Genomic DNA, 19,277 nt, shown 5'->3' with positions numbered 1-19,277 from the left:
TAAATACTTTTTTTGTTAGGGATTAAGCAGAGTACTGATCGCGTGTGGTGAGCTCAGGCCCAGTGCCCCTGCAATTTCCTTTATGGATGTCTCTTTGTCAACAACTACGCCCTGTTCACGCAAAATGTCGATGGCTGTGTTCAGGTCCAGATTGAATTTAGCGCAATAATTTTCAAGGCTCATGCGTCCTATTCCGGCTCCCGGAGTATAGGACTGTTGCTCTTGGGTATTTTTGTGATCCATATTTGAGATGTCTGATTTTTCCCGTGGCTGATCCTTGAGGATTTTTTCATAGAGTTCTTTAGGGGTAATTTCGGCTCTGGCGGCAATTGATTTGATGGTTTCTTTAGTGGACTCAATCTCAATTCCTGCCTTTTTCAAAGACTCGGCTGCCTTGTCTGCATCAAGGCCCATACGTTTGCAGAAGATTTCCAAGGGGCTGAGCTCTGCGTGTCCATATGGCGGGATACCGTATTTTGCTTCGCCCGAGGCTTTAATGTCTTGGCTTAATTCAAGTATCTGCTTCATTGGTGGCAGGTTGAGCAAGGAGCCAAAGACTACGAAAAGGGTTAGGGTTATACTGATGAAAAACGCGGGCGAGGTAAAGTTGGGTTTTCCTGCTTTTTTCTTAAGATAGGCGAGGATTGGTTTCCAGTTCAGCCAGATGTGGAGCAGGGAGACTGCGAGGAACATGATTCCGGTGCAGATATGTATGTCGCCCCATTGTTCCTTGCTCAAACCAAGCAGGGACCAGTCCGCCCAGTAGGCCACTCGCCCCTGTGGTACGACGTATAAAACAATGCTGGAAATAATCAGAACGATAAATAAAAAAAAGCTGGTCAGCGAAATGATTTTTCTGGTCATGGTGCGCTCCATTTTTTGGTTTTTTACATTAATAACTTAATGATGGGCGCTATTGAAAGAAATTTAATGAAAAAGGAGGACCACGTGGTCCTCCTTTTTTCCCGTTTTCCTGTAATTAAGTGTAGATGAACGTTATTTATAAGGTTCAGAAACGTTGGCCCGGACATCCACCGCTTGAGGGACAGTCGCCCCTCTGGGCGTTGCCGCAGCCCCTGCCGCCGTTACCCATTCCCTGCCCCATGGGAGGGAATGTCAGGCCGGTTTCCTTCTCAATTTCATCCGCCATCTTTTTATGTTCTGTGTAAAGCTTATCCCGTACTTGGGAGAGTTCCTTTACCAGATTGTGGATGGTCTCTTTATCGGCGTTACCGGAATCCACCAGAGCTTTGAGTTCAGTGTGTTTCGCCCACTGCTCACTCTTAAGATTTTGAAATGTGGATTCATATTTCTGGATGATTTTTTGCACCTGATTCTGTTTTTCAGGTGTCAGCTGCTCATATGCAGCCCAGTTACCGTTATGGTAACCAGCGTTCCGGTAACCGTTGCGTGCCATGGCGACTGATGCAACAGCCAGAACCATCACAACGATCAGCGGGACCAGAGTTTTTCTTTTCATATGATCTCCTGATTCTGTTAAAAGTTGTTGCCCTCTCAGTTTTTAATATAGCACGTGCTGTGCCAAATTCTTATGTATAAACAAAACAGTAGCTTATGTCTGTGTTGAGTGGCTCCTAAATTTTAGTGCAAAGGATTTGTGCAACTTGCTGCACAAATGGGTGCATGCTCACATGCAGGATTTTGCGTCTGTAAAGAGTTTGAACCCAGCTTGTAAATAAAAAGGAGGCCCGGTGAGAGGGCCTCCTTTTTAGTGGGGAAGGAGTGTACTGCATTAAACGTATAGGGTGATGAAATTTTGGGATTCATCCTGATGGGTATTAAAGACGTCTTTAACTTCCTGCTATGCTCATAACCATAACGGCTATGATGTGAACACGATTTCATTTTTTAAGTGATCTCCTTCGCAGGAAAAGGCTGTCTCGTAATCTTTAATAAGCATAGGATGTGCCATGCGTATTAAGTGGCTTAATTAATTGTATTTAAGGTTGTGTTTGCTTTAAAGTATATGTGTGGGATGGTGCACGTTTAGGTTAACAATTGCACATCTTGTGCAGGAAAATAATAGATTGCACAAAATAAATTTAATGTATCCGGAAGATTGAAGCGTGGACAGAATTATTCGTTCAGCCACTGATACATGCCGCACGATTTGCATTCAGCGCAGCCGGAAGGAGGGCATACGGGAGTAGTTTCGGCTTTTTGGAAGCGCTGCCACTCACGCCAAAGGTAGGATTTTTTTACACCGGTATCTATAAAGTCCCAAGGCAGAGTGGAGTCTTTATCGAGTTTGTCATCGATGAATCTTTGCGGATTACCCTTGTAAAATTTGGTCGCTTTTTTCCAACCGCCGTGTTCTGCGGCATAGCTGATGAATTCCGCAAGTGATTCATCACCGCGAGAAAGGATACCCTGCAAGCGGGCCTGAAAAGGTGAATCCCCGGAAAAAGCCATACCTTTATATTTTTTGGTCAGCCCTTTAACCTTGGAGAGCACATCCTTGAGTTCTTTTTCAGTCGGCATGGGTGCCCACTGCAACGGAGTCCATGGTTTGGGCACAAGACAGCTGGCTCCGAAGGTGATGCGCATGAACTGTTTTTTCTTTTTACCCTGTCCGCGTTTGCGGGCCTGATCCATCTTTTCAAGCATGATAGCCAGTTCTTCGTAATCTTCGTCTGTTTCACCCGGCCAGCCTACAATGACATACACCCGAAGATGATTGACTCCTTTGGCGGCACATAATTCAACCGCGCGCAGAAAGTCATCTTCGTCTAAGTTCTTGCTGGCAGCAGCACGCAGACGTTTACTGGCTCCTTCAAGGGCAAGGGTAACGGTCCGTACGCCGGAAGCGCGCAGGATATCGAGCAGCTCTTCAGTCAGCCCGTCGGCGCGAACTGATGAAAGGGAAAATTTAGTTTTACGTTTTTTCAGCCATTCAATGTACGGAATGAGATCGGGCCAGTCAGTTAGGGCGGTTCCCACCAGTCCCACCTTGGGCGGATCAGCGAGTTCCACTATTTTTTTGAGCTGGTCTATGGAGGCGTGTCGGGGCGGTCGATAAATATAACCTGCGGCGCAGAATCGGCATCCGTATGGGCAGCCGCGGTTGACTTCCACAAGAAACATATCTTTGAAAACAGCTTCCGGACTGATGAAACAGGAGTAGGCCGGTTGATTTAAGAGCGGTACTCCATGTCCTTCATTTATAGGTCCGGGAGGCAGCACGGCTCTGCGGACGGGACCTTTGGTCATTCCGGGGACGTATACCCCGTCACGATCTTTGATCAGGTCCAGAAATTCTTTTTTGCTTCCCCCGTTGTAAATATGGTGCTTCAGCTCGAGGCATAGATTTTTCAATCCGGCTTCGGCTTCACCCACCCAGAACATATCAAAGAAGGGCGCGATTGGTGCGGGATTGAGGAAGGCCACCGGACCTCCTCCCATGACCAGCGGGAAGTCCGGGCGTTCCGTCGCCAGTGGCGGAACGCCCGAATCTTTCAGCATCCTGACCAAGTGGAGGTATTCCTCCTCAAAGTTGATACTGAAACCGATCAGGGGAAACTCGGACAGTTCTTTTTTACTGTCCATGGAAACAGACGGCTGCCCCGGGTCACCAAGGAAGAATCTTTCCACTGCGAGCTCCGCGTCCGGAGCGAGCAAGCGATAGACTGCCTGCCAACCTAAGGTTGAGAGTGCAGACCCCTTCCGTCCGAGGAAAACAAGGGCCGTGGGCAGACGGCCTCCAGTTTCATCGGGCGAGGGTTCTTCCTTTCCGTAATAGAAGAATTCTTCAGTTGCGGACATAGGCTATTTGCGGTGCGGACAATTAAGTCCGGCCTGTTTCCGATTTATGATCATCGCCGGCTGTATTTAATCAGCCTGTTTGCGGATGAATGTCGGAACTTCAAAATCATCGTCATCATGGAAGATGAATTCCTCTCCACCGGAGTTCGCGGCCTGTTTTGGCTTAAGCTGAACAGGCTCTGAGTTACCAGCCGCTTCAACGGGCTTGCTTGTGGTGTGGCGCAGGTAAGCTGGGATGGAGCGGTCTTCTTCTGCGTGGGCGCTACCCATCTGACGTACGTTGGTAGTGGCTTCTTTTTTTGGAGTCATGCCTCTGGGAGTCAGGTTGGGGCGCTGGGGCTGACCGAAAGACTGCTGTTCAACGGGGGGAGTCACAGTCTGTTCGACAGCAGTGTCGATTCCGGTAGCAATAACGGTGATGCGCATTTCATCGCCCACTTCAGCATCGAAGACAGTACCGAAGAAAATCTGTGCTTCTTCGTGTGCTTCTTCATAGATGATGTTGGCTGCTTCACTGACTTCATCAATGGTCATGTCAGGGGAGCAGGTGATGTTGATGAGTACGCCTTTCGCGCCTTCAATGGAAACATCTTCAAGCAGCGGGCTGGTGATTGCCTTCATGGCAGCTTCACGGGCTCTGTTTTCACCCCGTGCGATACCGGTACCCATAAGGGCCAGACCGGAGCTGGACATAACAGCCTGTACGTCAGCGAAGTCAAGGTTGATCAGGCCGTGAACGGTGATCAGATCGGCAATACCTTTAACGCCGTAGTAGAGGACTTCGTCAGCTTTTTTGAGCATTTCGGAGAATGCTGCTTTTTTGGCGGCAAGCTGGAGCAGACGGTCATTGGGAATGGTGATGATGGAGTCAACCACCTGTTTGAGTTCCTCAATACCTTTTTCTGCCTGCAGCAGTCTGCGTTTGCCTTCAAAATAGAAAGGTTTGGTTACAACAGCGACAGTGAGGGCTCCTGCTTCCTTGGCAACTTCAGCGATAACGGGAGCAGCGCCTGTTCCGGTTCCGCCGCCCATACCGGCGGTAACGAAAACCATATCGCAGTCACTGACCAGTTCGCGGATCTGGTCTACGGATTCGAGGGCAGCGCTTTTACCCACCTCTGGATTTGCGCCTGCGCCGAGACCTTTAGTCAGTTTGTCGCCGAGCTGAATTTTGTATTCAGCAAGAGATTTGTTGATGTCCTGTGCATCAGTGTTGGCTACGATAAAGCGAACACCGGAGAGTGCGGATTGGATCATGTTGTTGATAGCGTTACCGCCACCGCCACCACAACCGATAACCTTGATGCGGGCCTGACCGTCATTTTCAATTTCCATGTAATCCATCATCATTTTCATTTCCCCTGTTAAACTTTTGCTTAGATTTTTTCCGGTGATCGGAGCCGGAAATACCTTCATGCCCAAGTTTACTGATTTATAATTCTTCCTGTCCTTCAATTCCCAGCGGAGGAATCCTACTGAAAAAGTTTGGGATTCTTAAACCCTTTCAAAGGGGTTAAACCGCCGGAGGCGAAATCAAATTAATCAAGGCGCAGAGCGCATCAATCAATTATGCAATATCAGTAAACCATTTACGCATCCTGCCCAGAATGCGGTTGAAAACATTTTCATCACGGATTCTGAAGACCTGCTCGGAGCTGCCTTCTTTTTCCGCGCCGTACATAAGCAGTCCCACCGCTGTGGCGAATTTGGGACTGTTCACAACATCTTTGAGTCCGCCTATTCCGGCGGGATAGCCGATGCGAACCGGCAGATCGAAAATCTGCTCCGCAAGTTCCTGCATGCCGTCCACGAGAGAGGTTCCTCCTGTGAGGACAACGCCTGCGGCAATCATATTCTTGTATCCGCTGCGGACCAGTTCCTGATCAACCAGGGAGAGGATTTCTTCGCAGCGCGGTTCACAAATTTCTGCCAGAACCCGTTTAGACATTTTGCGGTGGTCGCGTCCTCCGACCGAGGGAACATCGATGGTTTCATCGGTTGTAACCAGATCGGTAAGCGCGGTTCCGTATTTGACCTTGATCTGCTCAGCTGACCCCATAGGAGTGCGCAGACCGAAGGCGATGTCATTAGTAAGGTTGTTACCGCCAAGAGCGATAACGGAAGTATGCTTTATGGAATCGTTGGCGAAAATAGCCAGATCCGTTGTTCCGCCTCCGATGTCGACAATGGCGACGCCGATTTCACGTTCTTCTTCAGAAAGCACTGCCTTACTGGAGGCGAGTGATTCAAGAACAATGTCGGAAACATCAAGTCCTGAACGGTGACAGGAACGGATGATGTTCTGGGCGGAGGTGACTGCTCCGGTAACGATGTGGACTTTTACTTCAAGACGCACACCGGCCATGCCCAGCGGATCGGCGATACCGCGCTGATCGTCAACGATGTATTCCTGCGGCAGGGTGTGGATAACTTCCCTGTCCAGCGGAATGGCGACAGCTTTCGCCGCATCGATAACCCGGTCAACATCCTTTTGAGTTACTTCACCGCCTTTTACAGCGATAACTCCGTGGCTGTTGAAACCTTTGATATGACTGCCTGCGATGCCCGCATAAACGGAGCGTATTTCGCAGCCGGCCATGAGTTCAGCCTCTTCAAGAGCTTTCTTGATGGACTGTACTGTCTGCTCGATGTTTACCACCACTCCTTTGCGCAATCCTGTGGACGGGGCAGTGCCGATACCTACGATATCGACTCCGTCCGCGGTGGGTTCCCCCACGACCGCGCAGATCTTGGTAGTGCCTACATCGAGGCCGACGATCAGATCAGACTTGGACATAATTCTTTCTCCTCATCATCCTTGTAAATTCGGGGTATTGCCAATTGAGGCAATCATTTCCCGGAATTGCGTTTTTCAACCCAAACCCTGTTCTTTCCGGTTGAAATGACTGCCACATCCCTGAACTCTCCCCTGTTCTTGAGGTCTTTCCAAACTGTGTTCAGGTGTGAAAGCTGTTCTTGCCAGTTGTCCAGTCCCAGCAGCACCGTAAGGCTGAGTCTGTCCATAAAAATTTCCATCCTGTTGCCGCCTTTGATGTCGATCCATGCTATCTGGCCCGAATCGAAGGGCAGCTCCCGTCTGCTGAGTTTGTTCATGAATTCCGGCAGGATGGTTGCCTTGTTCATGGCTTCTGATTCAATATTCAGAAAGGGCAGGGAACTGAATTTGCCCGGAGCTACCGGGGCAATCAGCTCACCTTTGCTGTCGCAGTAATAAAGAGCGTCATTGTTGCGGACTATGAAGCGAGGCTTTTTCTCTCGCACGTGAATCTGCATTTTACCCGGCAATTGTCTTCTGATAGCCGCGGATTTTATCCACAGATTGTTACTCAGCCTGCTTTCCACGTCTCCGATGTTCACCGCGAGGCTGTTTTTGTTAAGGCTCAGATCTGCGATGGACAGGATCTCTCCGTAACTCAAGCGATGATTGCCGGTTACCTTGATGTCTTGCAGGGCAAAATAAGGCAGGGTGGTAACCCAGCGGTACCCGGCAAGACAACCTACTCCGATCATTGCCAGTACAAGCAGGCAGGCTCCTGAGATACAGAATTTACGCAGCAGGACGGAAAAAATATTTCCGATAGGCTGCGAGTTCAACTTGCGCCTTTTAACTTTGTTTTTGCTGCTGCGTTTTTTTCCTGACTTTGTCAGGTTAAGCCTGCTTTTATTTACTCCTGCTACGCTCATGACAGTATTATTACCTCCGGCTTTAAGGTGACGCCGAATTTTTCAGCCACGGCTTCGCTTGCCTGATCCATAAGTTCCAGTGCCTGCGCTGCTGTGCCGTTTCCTTTATTCTCAAGGAAATTGGCATGCATCTCGGAAAAGCCCATACCGCCGATCTTTTTACCTTTAAATCCGGCTTCGTCGAGCAGTCTGCCCGCGCTATAGCCTTCAGGATTTTTGAAAACACACCCGGCGGTCTTTGCTGTGACCGGCTGGGTGGACTTTTTCTTTTCAAAGTTGTTTTTGATCCTGCCTCGCACCTCTTCTTCGGTGGAGCGGGTAAGTTCAAACTCAACTTCCCAGACCAGAAAAAAATCATCTTCACTGCCGTTATTCTGACCAATGGAAAAGTGACGGTATCCCCATTCCAGATCTGCGGTGTCTTTCCAGAAAAGCCCTTTTGAAGGAGTCCACAGCCGGACCCTTTTTACGGAGGACTGCATGTCGGTGCCGTAAGAACCTGCGTTCATGGCGACGGAACCACCGACGGAACCGGGAATCCCGGCCAGTCCTTCCATGCCGGAAAGACCGTTTTTGATGAGCGTTGCAAGGAGTCCCGGCAAGCGCATATCAGCGGGAGCCAGCACTCTGGTGCCGGATATCAGTGCTTCGGCTTTGCTCCGGCAGGCGATCTGTACGAGGGCGAGATTCAATTCTCCATCCCCGGCCAGCAGGTTGCTGCCTTCACCGATGGCAATAAGGCCGCTGCCCTCGCGCTCAACAAAGCGGGATAGCTCGTCCAGCCCGGCTTCGTCGCGCACCTTGGCCAGAACACGTGCGTTTCCGCCAATGCCTAGTGAGGTGAGCTGAGCCATGCTCGGTTTATGAAGCAGTTCCAGTGTCATCAATATTATCCGTTACAATGCGGTCATTTCTTCAGGTTTCAGGACTTTTTCGCCGTCCTCTTCGAGATACTTTAAAAACTTTTCACCCACGGTATAGATTGATCCTGCCCCTTGAGTGATAAACATATCTCCGGGTTTCAGGATGTTGGGCAGTTCATTCTGCATCATCTCAAAATCCGGGTAAAAGCGGACTTTGGTGTCGCTCACCTGCCTGATACCCTGTGCCAGTGACATTCCGTTTACGCCCGGAATGGGATCTTCCGAAGCGGGGTAAATTTCGGTCAGCAGCAGCTCATCGGCTTTTTCAAATGTTTTGCAGAATTCACCGAACAATGCCTGAGTGCGGGTGAATCTGTGGGGCTGGAAAGCCACCACCAGCCTACGCTGCGGAAAGCATGATTTAGCGGTCTCAAGGGTTGCCTGAATTTCCGCAGGGTGGTGCCCGTAATCGTCGATCACGAGAATTCCTTTGCTTTCCCCTTTTTTCTCAAACCTGCGACCGACTCCCATGAAGTTGGATAGTCCTGAAAGGATAACTTCGGGTTCAAGCCCGGCTTCAAGGGATACCCCGATTGCGCCGAGGGCATTGAGCACGTTGTGCTTACCCGGCTGGGCCAGTGAAACTTCACCCAGCAACTTCTCGTCCAGAAATACCTTGAAGAGGGAGCGCACTTCGCAGGAAAGGATTTCCGCGCGTAATCTGTTCTCCTTGTTCAAACCGTAAGTCATACAGGGACGTTTGATTGAGGGCAGCAGTCTCTGCACCCCGGAATCATCTCCGCAGACCACGTTCATTCCGTAGAAAGGAATTGAATTCATGAATTTGCGGAAGGATTCATCAATCGCTTCCTGATTGCCGTAGAAATCAAGGTGGTCTTTATCAATATTTGTAACCACTGTGATGATCGGCGCGAGGCAGAGGAAAGATCCGTCTGATTCATCAGCTTCGGCAATTAGAAATTGCCCGTCACCTAAGCGGGCGTTACTTCCGAAGGTGTTCAGCCTGCCGCCGATGATGACGGTGGGGTCCAGCTCCGCTTCCGTGAAAATTGTTGCCAGCAAAGAGGTGGTAGTCGTTTTACCGTGGGTTCCGGCTACTGCTATTCCGGTACGCAGGCGCATCAGTTCGGCCAGCATTTCCGCTCTGGGAATGATGGGGATTCCGAGTTCACGTGCTTTGACCACTTCAGGATTTTCTTCGGATATGGCCGTAGATTTAACCACCACGTCAGCTTCTTTGACGTTTTCAGCTCCGTGTCCGATGAAAACCTGCGCACCCATTTTGAGCAGACGCTTGACCGGAGCTCCAGCGGCAAGATCGGAGCCGGTTACGGTAAATCCCAGATTGATCAACACCTCGGCTATGCCGCTCATGCCTGAGCCGCCGATACCGATCATGTGAATGTTGCCAACCCTGCTGCGCATGATTGGGCTTGTGGTCTCCGTTACCAAAGGTACGTTAGGTCCTTCCGCTGCGATCATGCTGCACCTCTCATTTTCTTCATTCTAATAATATCTCCAAGTCCTTCCGCTATGGCGGAGGCCGCATCAGTCCGGGCAAATGAAAGTCCTCTGCTTCCCATGGCTTTCAGCCGGTCCTGATCCGTAATCAGCTTTATAATTTCATCAGCCAGCCTTTGCCCTCCCTGTTCGGAATTACCAAGTTCCGATTGCGGGATGACTATTGCCGCTCCTAAATCAGCAAGGGAAAGCGCGTTCCCGGTCTGATGGTCATGTGTGGCATACGGAAAGGGGATAAATATCGCCGGCTTTCCCGCTGCCGCAATTTCAAAGACAGTTGATGCCCCGGATCTGCACACTACAAGGGAAGCTTCGGCATATGCTTTGCCCATGTCGTGGATGAAGGGGGAGACCGCTTCGCTGTTAAGTCCGTTTAATTCGTATGCCCTGCGAACTTTTTCATAGTCGTCATTTCCAGTCTGGTGGCGCAGGGTGATGCCTGCTTCTTTCAGTTTGGGAAGTCCGCTTATGACTGCGTCATTGATGGCCGCAGCGCCCTGACTTCCACCGAATACCAGTACCGATTTACCAACTGTGCTCCTGCCGGAGTCGATTATTTCCTTGCGGACCGGATTGCCCACAACAGTGGTTTTAGCCGCGGGGAATAATCCTTTTTTATCTTCAAAAGATGCGAAAACTTTTTTTACAACTTTGCCCAGAATCCGGTTGGTCACTCCGGGCACACTGTTCTGTTCGTGGATTGCGGTGGGAATGCCCATGATCCATGCTGCCAGTACCGGACAGAATCCGGCGTATCCACCGAAACCGATCACAGCATCGGGCTTGAAAGAGACTAGTTCTTTCAGGGCCATGACAAGTGCATTCAGAATCCACAGTGAACTGAAAACTTTTTTGATGCCGCCGCCTACGATGCCCTTTGCCGGGAGTCCCTTAAAGGATATCTCCGCCCGACTGACCATATCCCGTTCCGGACCTTTACCGCCGAGAAAAAGAATCTCGCAGCCGGGGAAACGGGTTTTGATCTCATGGGCAACTGCCAGTGCAGGGAATACATGTCCCCCTGTACCGCCAGTGGTAAGGACAATGCGGTTCATCATACTTTCCCCCTTGATAGATTGAGGAGGATGCCTATGCAGATGCATGAAATGATCAGGCTCGATCCGCCATAGCTTACGAAAGGCATCGGCACGCCTTTTGGCGGAACGGTTCCCATGACCACGGCGAGGTTGAGGCTGAATCCCAGTGCCAGCATGATGGTCAGTCCGTAAGCGGTGAAACGGTCCTGCAGATCGTCCTGCGCCAGAGCTATTTTAAATCCGCGCCAGACCAGGAATCCGATAATCGCAAACACGGCCAGTACACCGATGAATCCCAGTTCTTCGCCCACAACAGCCATGATGAAGTCGTTGTGCGCTTCAGGGAGAAAGAAAAGTTTTTGTTTGCCCGCTCCAAGGCCCTGACCGAAAACATTTCCCGACCCGAAAGCGTAGAGGGATTGCACCAGCTGGTAACCTTCCTCGTGGGCGGATTTGAAAGGATCGATGAACGCGGTCATGCGTTTGAGCCTGTACGGGGAACTGGTGATGAGCATGTATCCGGCGCCGCCAGCGAAGACCAGAGAAGTCAGCAGGTAGCTTATACGGGTTCCGCCGACCAGACTCATGAAAAAGAGGATCATGCACAAAAATACCGAGCCGCCGAAGTCCGGTTGCAGCATCAGGAGCAGGCATAAAGCCCCGGTTATGGCGAAGGGCGGCAGGAATCCTACGTTGAAAGTCTTGATCATCTCCTGCTTGCGGGAGAAGAAATAGGCAAGATACAGCACCAGCGCCGGCTTACAGAATTCCAGCGGCTGAATGCGGATAGGTCCCATTGCGATCCAGCGTTTTGCGCCTCCCGCTGCTACCGATAGAGGGGAGAAGTCACAGAGCAGAAGGAGCACGAAAGCGGCCATGAGCCAGACATAGACCATGTTGTAGTACAGGGCTTTGGGCAAACGGGAACAGGTGTACATCAGGCAAGTGCCGATCACGAGAAATACCGCCTGCTTTTTAAAGAAGAGGTATTTGTCGTCAAAGAAACGCTCGGCCATGATTCCGCTGGCGGAAAGGACCATCATCAGTCCGAAACAGGCCAGCAGCAATGCCGCGGCCAGCAGCCAGTAATCAAGGCGTTCTGGTTTGCCGGAGAGGTTCTTTTTCTTATTCAAGAGAGTTCCTCCATGATCCGTTTGAAATCTGCGCCTCTTTCTTCATAACCGGAATAAGCGTCAAAGCTGGCTGTTGCCGGAGAGAGCAGAATGGTGTCCCCTGCCTGTGCATTTTCGAAAAGCGCACGTACTGCTTTTTCAAGGTCTTCGTGCCATGACAGATTAAATTCATTTTTAAGAGCGGGTTCAAAATATTCGCGACCTGCACCGAAAAGTCCCACTTCGGCTACTTTATTCAGCATGTCGGGAATCAACGAGCTTACATCTCCGCCCTTAAAGACTCCGCCAAGCAGCAGCCGGACAGGACCGTCAAAGCTTTTCAGGGCCGCGCTGACTGCATCGAGATTTGTACCTTTGGAATCGTCAATGAAACGGATTCCATCGACCGAGCCGATATCCTGAATGCGATGCGGTTTGCCGGTAAATGTTTTGAGTCCGGCTTCAAATTCCGCACGGGTCAAACCTATTTTTTCCAGAGCCAGCCATGCTGCTTCCATATTCAGGCGGTTATGATAACCGGGCAGGTTGGGCTGTTCTGCGAAAGTGGAACCGTCAAACCATTTTACTTCGGCTTTGGTGAACTCGGACGGGTCAAGCTGCCCACGCATTTCAGCGGGCAGGATTGCCAGTTCGTCTTCGCTCTGCCGCTCGAAAATTTTGAGTTTGGCCGCCAGATACTCATCCATGTCTTCATGGTAGTTGAGATGGTTGGGAGAGATATTCAGCAATATCGCGGCCTTTGGTCTGAATAAACGGCAGTTCTGAAGCTGAAAGCTGGATACTTCGAGCACCAGCACATCCGCTTCGCCGTCTGCGGCTATAAATTCTGATAGAGGCGTACCGTAGTTGGCTCCGGCGAAAGGTTTGCGTCCGGATTCTTTCAGAATGTGTTCAATCAGGGCGGTGGTTGTGGTTTTGCCGTTGGTTCCGGTTATGGCGATTTTGGGCTCATTGGCGAACCATGAGGCCAGTTCCAGTTCGGAAATGATGGCCCGTTCCGGCAGATCGCCGATAAACGGAGCTATCTTGCGGGCCGGAATACCGGGACTGGCGATGATTACATCTGCTCCGGCGAACTGTTCTTCACAGAAGGGTCCGGTCATGAGCTCGGTATCGCCTAGGCCTTTCAGAATATCGTCTGTGAGATCCACGTTACTGTCCACAATGCGCACGGTAGCCTTGAGCTTGTGCAGCAGTTTTGCTGCGGCAAGTCCTGATCTTCCGGCTCCGGCGACAACTGCCAACCGACCGGTGAACATTTTGGTCGAGGTGACCTGTTCTACAAATGCGCTATCCATAACTTCCCTTACCTGATCTTAAGAGTGCTCAGGGCCATGAGGGCCATTAATATCGAGATAACCCAGAACCTGATAACGATCTTGGATTCCGGGATTCCTTTATGTTCAAAATGGTGATGCAGCGGGGCCATGCGAAAGATGCGCTTGCCTCCGCTTACTTTGAAATAACTTACCTGCATGATTACAGAAACTGTTTCAAAGACAAAAACACCGCCGACAATGATCAACAGCAGTTCCTGCTTGCAGAGCACGGCGATGAAACCGAGTACGCCGCCGATACTGAGTGAACCTACATCGCCCATGAAAAGCTGGGCAGGATATGCGTTGTACCAGAGAAATCCCAGTCCCGCGCCGACCAGCGCGCCGCAGAAAACAGTGACTTCTCCGACTCCCGGAACATGGGGAACGTTTAGGTAAGTGGACATTCCCACGTGCCCGGCGATGTAAATAAAAAATGCGTAACAGGTGGCACTGGTTATGGAAGGCCCAATCGCCAGTCCGTCCAGACCGTCAGTTAAATTCACACCGTTGGAGGCCCCGATCATGACCAGAAGCGCGAAAGGCAGATACATCCAGCCCAGATTAGGAGTGAAGTTCTTGAAGAACGGCACCGCGAGCTGTGTGGAATAAGCAGGCTGCATGATCAACAGACCGACAGCCGTTCCGGCTACCAGCAACTGTCCGAGAAGTTTTGCCTTGGGCGATATCCCTTTGTTCTGTTTGCCCCTGATCTTGGTGTAATCGTCCACAAATCCGACAAGGCCGAACCCGGCGAAAACCATCATGGTCAACCATACGTAAATATTGGCCAGATCCGCCCAGAGCAGGGTCGAGACCAGCACGCCGAAGCCGAGCAGCAGTCCGCCCATGGTCGGAGTTCCGGCCTTGCACTTATGCAGTTCGCCTACTTCGGCCTGAATATACTGCCCGCATTTTATCTTTTGCAGCCAGCGCATCATCATCGGCCCGAGCACGATGGTGATGACCAGCGCGGTGAGCAGGGCGTAGATTGACCTGAAGGTAATGTAACGGAATACATTCAGCACACCTAATTGCGCGCTAAGGGGGACCAGAAAGTGATAGATCATTTGTTGCCTCCGCTTTCCCCGTTAATTTCATTGCTCAGCACGTGGAAGTACTCTTCCATGTGACAGGATCTTGAACCCTTAAAGAGTACGACTGCGTCGTTCAAACCGAGTTCATGTATTCCGTTCAAAAATTCGATAGGTTTTTTCACCGGCACCAGAGTGCACCCGTTAGTCTGGGAAGCCACTTCTGCGTAATGCATACCGTGATAAAAAGTTGCAGCCGGCTTGGTCTCGGCAATTTTGCTGCCGAGATCGCAATGCGCGCATCCGGCTTCATCGCCCAGTTCCAGCATATCTCCGAGCACCAGTACCAGAGGGCGTTCCCCGGCGATGTTTTTGGCTGTATCGATGGCGCGACTCATGGATAGCGGGTTTGCGTTGTATGAATCATCGATAAGTGTCCATTCGCCGTGGGTGTGGCAGTGGAACCGCTGCTTGGGCAGTTCTACTGTTTTTAATCTTTCCGCTATCTCAGTCAGCCCCATGCCCAGCTGGTGCGCAGCGCAGGTAACCGCCGCCGCGTTTTCAGCAAAATGTGATCCGCATGTGGGCAGGATTACTTCCGCTGTTTCATCTCCAGCCTTGATCAGGAATCTTCCGGAACCGTCAGGCAGCGTGTGCAGCATGGTGCTGTAGTACTCCGCATCCTCATCCTGAGAGGAAAATGCCACGGGCTCCGTGATGGCGCTTGCCGCGTTCCAGAGCAGTTCGTGATCCTTGCAGCAGAGGGCTTTCCCATCGGGGCGAATGTATTTGAAAAGAGATGCTTTATGGGCGGCAACATTTTCAAGAGATCCGAGACCTTCAAGGTGCGCGGGACCGATGTTGTGTATGATTGCCATATCCGGCTGAGCAATCGGGCCTAGTTCGCCCATATCGTGCGGCAGACTGATGCCAAGCTCCATGACCCAGTAAGTCTCCTCTCCAGTTGCTTCAAGCATGGAAAGGGGCAGGCCGAGCTGGTTGTTCAGATTCATGAAATTTTTGTGCACCAGTCCGGAACCGGAAAGCACGTGAGCCAGCATTTCCTTAACCGTGGTTTTCCCGGCGGACCCGGTCACGGCGATCATGCGGGCATTGGATTTAAGGCGCCAGTATGCGGCTACACGGCCAAGAGCCTGTACGGTGTCGCGGACCATAATGGCCGGCTTACCCTCAAGTTCAGGTATGAACTGGGAAACAACAACCGCGACCGCCCCGGCTTCAAGAGCCTGCCGGGCAAAGTTGTGGCCGTCGAAATTTTCCCCTTCAATGCAGAAGAAGACATCACCTTTTTTCACCAGCCTGCTGTCAATGCGCACGGCTGCGATTTCGATGTCTGCCGCAGAGGGAAGATCGCTGCTTCCCATGAGCTGTTCTTCTAGTTCTCTTAAGGTCAGCTTCAACCGTAAATCTCCTTGATCGCCTTTGAGACTTCTTCGCTATCGCTGAAGTCCCGCTTTTCCGTTCCGATAATTTGGTATGTTTCGTGTCCTTTGCCCGCTATGAGCAACACATCGTCCACAGTCATTTCCGCAATTGCTTTTCTGATAGCCTTGGCTCGGTCAACTTCTTCTATGATCTGCGCGCAGTCTTTCAGGCCGGGACGCACATCTTCTATTATCCGCATGGGATCTTCGGTACGCGGATTGTCAGAGGTCAGCACCGCTACATCGGAATAGCGGCAGGCTGCTTCAGCCATGAGCGGACGCTTGGCCCGGTCGCGGTCACCGCCGCAGCCGAACACACAGATAATCCTTTTGAAATCAAGATCCTTGAGGGTGCTCAGGACGTTGTCCAGCGCATCCGGAGTATGGGCGTAGTCCACGAAAATATTAAGTTCCTGATTATTGCGGACCCTTTCGAGCCTGCCGGGAACTCCATCAAATTCCTTGAACACATTCATCTGCTCCGGGGTCAATCCCATGTGCAGACCGATAGCCTGTGCTGCCAGCAGGTTGGAACCGTTGAACTTACCGATAAGGTCGGTTTCGATTTCCCATTCCTTGCCGTCATAGGTCATTTTAAGACGCATGCCGCTGCCGGAGCAGGAAATCATTTCCCCGCAAAGGGATTTTTCACCTGCGGCACAGGCGGAGTCCATGCCATATCCGATGGACGGGGAGTAGCATTCGAGCAGGCGTCTGCCGTATGGATCATCGAAGTTGATGATGCCGCGTTTCAGCGCGCTGGGATAATGCTGGAAGAGCATGCATTTGGCTTTGAAATATTCTTCCATATCACCGTGGTAATCCAGATGATCCTGAGTGACGTTGGTCATAACCGCGGCGTCGAAATTGAGTCCGCAGACACGGTTCTGATGCAGGGCATGGGAGGAAACTTCCATTACTGCAACTTCGACTCCAGCTGCATCCATTCTGGAAATCATCTCATGCAGTTGCCAGCATCCGGGAGTTGTCAGCGGGGCCGGTTGTTCATATCCGGGCCAGCGATAGCTAACCGTGCCGAGCACGCCCACTTTCATTCCGGCAGCGATAAGGAGCCGCTCGATCAGGTAAGTGGTGGTGGTTTTACCGTTGGTACCGGTTATGCCGACCAGCTTAATTTTGCAGTCTGCTGTTTTAAAATAAGTTTCGGCCAGTTCTCCCAGAGCTTCGCGGGGAGAGGGATGAAGGATCAGTTCGGCGGAACCTGTTTCAATCTCTTTTTCACAGACAACATATGCGGCACCATTTTCCAGTGCCTGAGGAACGAAATCAGCACCGTCACGCAGGGGTCCGGAAATGGCGATAAAAATATCACCGGGGCGGACTTCCCGTGAATCTGTATGGACCATCAAACCCTCGCCTACTTTGGCGAGAAGTGATTCCCATTCTGATCTGTTCAGTACTGCTTTAGACATATAAAAATTCCTTCAATTAAGAGACCCAGAGTACCATTTCAGCTTTTTTGTCCTCAGGCCATTTCTCACCTGCGGAGGGCAGCTGTTTAGTTACGGTCATCCCCTGACCTTTCAGTTTGGGGACGAATCCTTTCTGAACCAATATTTCAATTGCCCTGCGGATGGGCATTCCTTTCAGATCCGGGACTTCATCACCTGCGGCGGTCATTTTTGCAGGCGTAGCCCGCAACGCTTTTTTGGGCATTGCGGTGTAGTTATTTCCCGCAGCCATAAGCGGTGTCGGCTTACGGTGTTCGGGCAGCTTGCCGTAGTAGGCAAGAGTCTGGGTCATGATTTCCTTAACCGCCGGAGCCACAACTGTGCTTCCGTAATGGTTCGGTTTAGGATCATCGACCATCATATAAACAATGTAATCCGGGTTGTAGCCCGGAACCAGTGCCACAAACGAGGCTATGTATTCGGTTCCGTATCCGCCTTGTTTATGTGCTTTCTGGGCCGTTCCGGTTTTTCCGGCCACGGTGGTCCCGCTTATGCGGGCTTTGCGTCCGGTACCGTCTTCCTGCACTACTTCGCGCATCATGGAGAGTACCTTCTCGGCTACCTCTGCGCTGAAGATCCGCTTGGGCTTTTCTTCCTGCTCGGAGCGGGGGTATTGCACCAATCTAAGCGGCTTTTCAACCCCTTTATTGGCAAGGGTCAGGTAGGCCTTAGCCATCTGTACGGTGGTTACACCGATTCCCTGCCCGAATGAACCGGCAGCAAGGTCGATATCATTCCATTTGGCGGCCGGGTGGACCAGTCCTTTGCGGTCGCCGGGGATAGGCAGGCCAGTTCTATGTCCGAAACCTAGGTCGCTGATGAACTTGTGATAGTTCTGCACGCCCAGTTCCAGCCCGATCTTGGCACAACCTATGTTGCTGGAGTATCGCAGGATTTTATGTACTGGGAGCCACCCTTCTTTATGGGTGTCCTTGATGTATTTACCGTTGATTTTCCAGCGTCCGTTTTCGCAGTCAAAGAGCTTTTCCGGGGTTACAACCTTATGTTCAAGGGCCGCAGCCATGAGAAACGGTTTAAAGGTTGATCCCGGTTCTACAACGTCAAGAGCCGCACGGTTTCTCCAAATACTCGGAGAACTGGTGCGGAAAATATTCGGGTTGAAGCGCGGGCAGTTGGCCATGGCCAGAATATCGCCGCTGGCGACTTCAACTACTATGGCCGATCCCCATTGGCCGTTATATTTTTTCACAGCTTCAGCCAGCGCATTTTCAGTGATTGACTGCAACTGTGAATCAAGGGTCAGGTGGATGTCCTTGCCTCGGACGTCCATCTCCCGACCCATGGCATCGAGATACAACCTGCGACCGGATGCGTCGCGCTGCACAACGAACTGTGCCTTGCGTCCTGCGAGACGGTCATTAAATTCTTTTTCAAGCCCTTCAAGCCCCTTGCCGTCGATCCCTGAAAAACCAAGCAGCTGACCTGCAAGGTAGTTGTTGGGATAAAGTCTGACGTATTCCGTGGTCAGATATACGCCCGGCATTTCGGCCTTTTTAATCTTCTGGGCAATTCGGTCGTTGATTTGCCGTTTGATCCATATGAAGTTCGACTTTCTGGAAAGTTTCTTCCTCAATTTCGCTTTTGAGATGCCGAGAATCTTGGAAAGCTTATAAGCCGTGCCGTCCACGTCGGTGACTTTGACCGGGCGGATATATACGGACGAAGCTTCCACACTGGTTGCCAGCAGATTACCGTTGCGGTCATAGATGGAACCGCGTTCCCCGCGTTCCAGTTCCGCTGCGAGGTGCTGACGGGAGACCATGCGCGACAAATCAGCTCCCTTGTACAGTTGCAGCCATGCCGCCCTGCCCAAGAGACCTGTCCATACAAGGGCAAAAAGGACCATGACGAAGAGCAGCTTGGTCCTGCTCGCCTTCAGGCTTTCTTTTTTCCTTTTAGCCATTGCTTCGGGCTCCCTGTTTTTAT

15 protein-coding genes are annotated in these 19,277 nt (G+C 51.2%); all 15 read right to left on the bottom strand.

From position 1 onward, the window contains the following. Window positions 1–15: 15 nt before the first annotated feature. Entirely contained in the window at window positions 16–864 is an 849-nt protein-coding gene (locus ACKU35_RS00915) for a DUF4405 domain-containing protein (protein WP_319762229.1), read from the bottom strand. A gap of 145 nt (window positions 865–1,009) precedes the next feature. Next, a complete protein-coding gene (locus tag ACKU35_RS00910) occupies window positions 1,010–1,480 on the bottom strand; it encodes a periplasmic heavy metal sensor (RefSeq protein WP_319762227.1) in 471 nt (156 codons plus the stop codon). 617 nt (window positions 1,481–2,097) lie between these two features. Further along, entirely contained in the window at window positions 2,098–3,783 is a 1,686-nt protein-coding gene (locus ACKU35_RS00905) for a radical SAM protein (RefSeq protein ID WP_319762225.1), read from the bottom strand. Between the two features lie 66 nt (window positions 3,784–3,849). Then, window positions 3,850–5,127 (bottom strand): cell division protein FtsZ, encoded by a 1,278-nt coding sequence (gene ftsZ, locus ACKU35_RS00900; RefSeq protein WP_319765323.1) that lies wholly within the window; start codon window positions 5,125–5,127, stop codon window positions 3,850–3,852. 223 nt (window positions 5,128–5,350) lie between these two features. Beyond that, entirely contained in the window at window positions 5,351–6,580 is a 1,230-nt protein-coding gene (gene ftsA / locus ACKU35_RS00895; protein ID WP_319762223.1) for a cell division protein FtsA, read from the bottom strand. 53 nt (window positions 6,581–6,633) lie between these two features. Further along, entirely contained in the window at window positions 6,634–7,488 is an 855-nt protein-coding gene (locus ACKU35_RS00890; RefSeq protein WP_319762221.1) for an FtsQ-type POTRA domain-containing protein, read from the bottom strand. Continuing rightward, window positions 7,485–8,372: a UDP-N-acetylmuramate dehydrogenase gene (gene murB / locus ACKU35_RS00885; protein ID WP_319762219.1), complete on the bottom strand. Its 888-nt coding sequence runs from the start codon at window positions 8,370–8,372 to the stop codon at window positions 7,485–7,487. The genes ACKU35_RS00890 and murB overlap by 4 nt, the downstream gene beginning before the upstream one ends. Window positions 8,373–8,384: 12 nt before the next feature. Then, a complete protein-coding gene (murC, locus tag ACKU35_RS00880; RefSeq protein WP_319765321.1) occupies window positions 8,385–9,797 on the bottom strand; it encodes a UDP-N-acetylmuramate--L-alanine ligase in 1,413 nt (470 codons plus the stop codon). A 53-nt stretch (window positions 9,798–9,850) separates the two neighbouring features. Continuing rightward, window positions 9,851–10,948 carry an undecaprenyldiphospho-muramoylpentapeptide beta-N-acetylglucosaminyltransferase gene (murG, locus tag ACKU35_RS00875; RefSeq protein WP_407944200.1) on the bottom strand — a complete coding sequence of 366 codons (1,098 nt, stop codon included), beginning with the start codon at window positions 10,946–10,948 and terminating at the stop codon, window positions 9,851–9,853. After that, window positions 10,948–12,063 carry a putative lipid II flippase FtsW gene (gene ftsW, locus ACKU35_RS00870; protein ID WP_319762215.1) on the bottom strand — a complete coding sequence of 372 codons (1,116 nt, stop codon included), beginning with the start codon at window positions 12,061–12,063 and terminating at the stop codon, window positions 10,948–10,950. The genes murG and ftsW overlap by 1 nt, the downstream gene beginning before the upstream one ends. Further along, a complete protein-coding gene (gene murD / locus ACKU35_RS00865; protein ID WP_319762213.1) occupies window positions 12,060–13,361 on the bottom strand; it encodes a UDP-N-acetylmuramoyl-L-alanine--D-glutamate ligase in 1,302 nt (433 codons plus the stop codon). Before murD ends, ftsW begins: the two co-directional genes overlap by 4 nt. An 8-nt stretch (window positions 13,362–13,369) precedes the next feature. Next, on the bottom strand, window positions 13,370–14,449 hold the full coding sequence (gene mraY / locus ACKU35_RS00860) for a phospho-N-acetylmuramoyl-pentapeptide-transferase (protein ID WP_319762211.1): 1,080 nt from the start codon (window positions 14,447–14,449) through the stop codon (window positions 13,370–13,372). Then, entirely contained in the window at window positions 14,446–15,834 is a 1,389-nt protein-coding gene (murF, locus tag ACKU35_RS00855; protein WP_319762209.1) for a UDP-N-acetylmuramoyl-tripeptide--D-alanyl-D-alanine ligase, read from the bottom strand. Before murF ends, mraY begins: the two co-directional genes overlap by 4 nt. Continuing rightward, window positions 15,831–17,291, bottom strand: coding sequence for a UDP-N-acetylmuramoyl-L-alanyl-D-glutamate--2,6-diaminopimelate ligase (locus ACKU35_RS00850; RefSeq protein WP_319762207.1), 1,461 nt, complete (start codon window positions 17,289–17,291; stop codon window positions 15,831–15,833). Before ACKU35_RS00850 ends, murF begins: the two co-directional genes overlap by 4 nt. Before the next feature lie 16 nt (window positions 17,292–17,307). Next, window positions 17,308–19,254: a penicillin-binding transpeptidase domain-containing protein gene (locus ACKU35_RS00845; RefSeq protein WP_319762205.1), complete on the bottom strand. Its 1,947-nt coding sequence runs from the start codon at window positions 19,252–19,254 to the stop codon at window positions 17,308–17,310. Between the last annotated feature and the right edge of the window lie 23 nt (window positions 19,255–19,277).

Source organism: Maridesulfovibrio sp., from assembly GCF_963676065.1.
Taxonomy (GTDB): Bacteria; Desulfobacterota; Desulfovibrionia; order Desulfovibrionales; family Desulfovibrionaceae; genus Maridesulfovibrio.
The sequence above is the reverse complement of the archived record's forward strand: the minus strand, read 5'-3'. Positions and strand labels throughout refer to the sequence as shown.

Excerpts from the sequence above, each read along its gene's own strand:
- murB (WP_319762219.1), bottom strand. The coding sequence starts at position 8,372 with ATGACACTGGAACTGCTTCATAAACCGAGCATGGCTCAGCTCACCTCA.
- ACKU35_RS00845 (WP_319762205.1), bottom strand. The coding sequence starts at position 19,254 with ATGGCTAAAAGGAAAAAAGAAAGCCTGAAGGCGAGCAGGACCAAGCTG.
- ACKU35_RS00915 (WP_319762229.1), bottom strand. The coding sequence starts at position 864 with ATGACCAGAAAAATCATTTCGCTGACCAGCTTTTTTTTATTTATCGTT.
- ACKU35_RS00905 (WP_319762225.1), bottom strand. The coding sequence starts at position 3,783 with ATGTCCGCAACTGAAGAATTCTTCTATTACGGAAAGGAAGAACCCTCG.
- ACKU35_RS00910 (WP_319762227.1), bottom strand. The coding sequence starts at position 1,480 with ATGAAAAGAAAAACTCTGGTCCCGCTGATCGTTGTGATGGTTCTGGCT.
- ftsA (WP_319762223.1), bottom strand. The coding sequence starts at position 6,580 with ATGTCCAAGTCTGATCTGATCGTCGGCCTCGATGTAGGCACTACCAAG.
- ACKU35_RS00850 (WP_319762207.1), bottom strand. The coding sequence starts at position 17,291 with ATGTCTAAAGCAGTACTGAACAGATCAGAATGGGAATCACTTCTCGCC.
- murG (WP_407944200.1), bottom strand. The coding sequence starts at position 10,948 with ATGAACCGCATTGTCCTTACCACTGGCGGTACAGGGGGACATGTATTC.
- ACKU35_RS00890 (WP_319762221.1), bottom strand. The coding sequence starts at position 7,488 with ATGAGCGTAGCAGGAGTAAATAAAAGCAGGCTTAACCTGACAAAGTCA.
- mraY (WP_319762211.1), bottom strand. The coding sequence starts at position 14,449 with ATGATCTATCACTTTCTGGTCCCCCTTAGCGCGCAATTAGGTGTGCTG.
- murD (WP_319762213.1), bottom strand. The coding sequence starts at position 13,361 with ATGGATAGCGCATTTGTAGAACAGGTCACCTCGACCAAAATGTTCACC.
- ftsZ (WP_319765323.1), bottom strand. The coding sequence starts at position 5,127 with ATGGATTACATGGAAATTGAAAATGACGGTCAGGCCCGCATCAAGGTT.
- murC (WP_319765321.1), bottom strand. The coding sequence starts at position 9,797 with ATGCGCAGCAGGGTTGGCAACATTCACATGATCGGTATCGGCGGCTCA.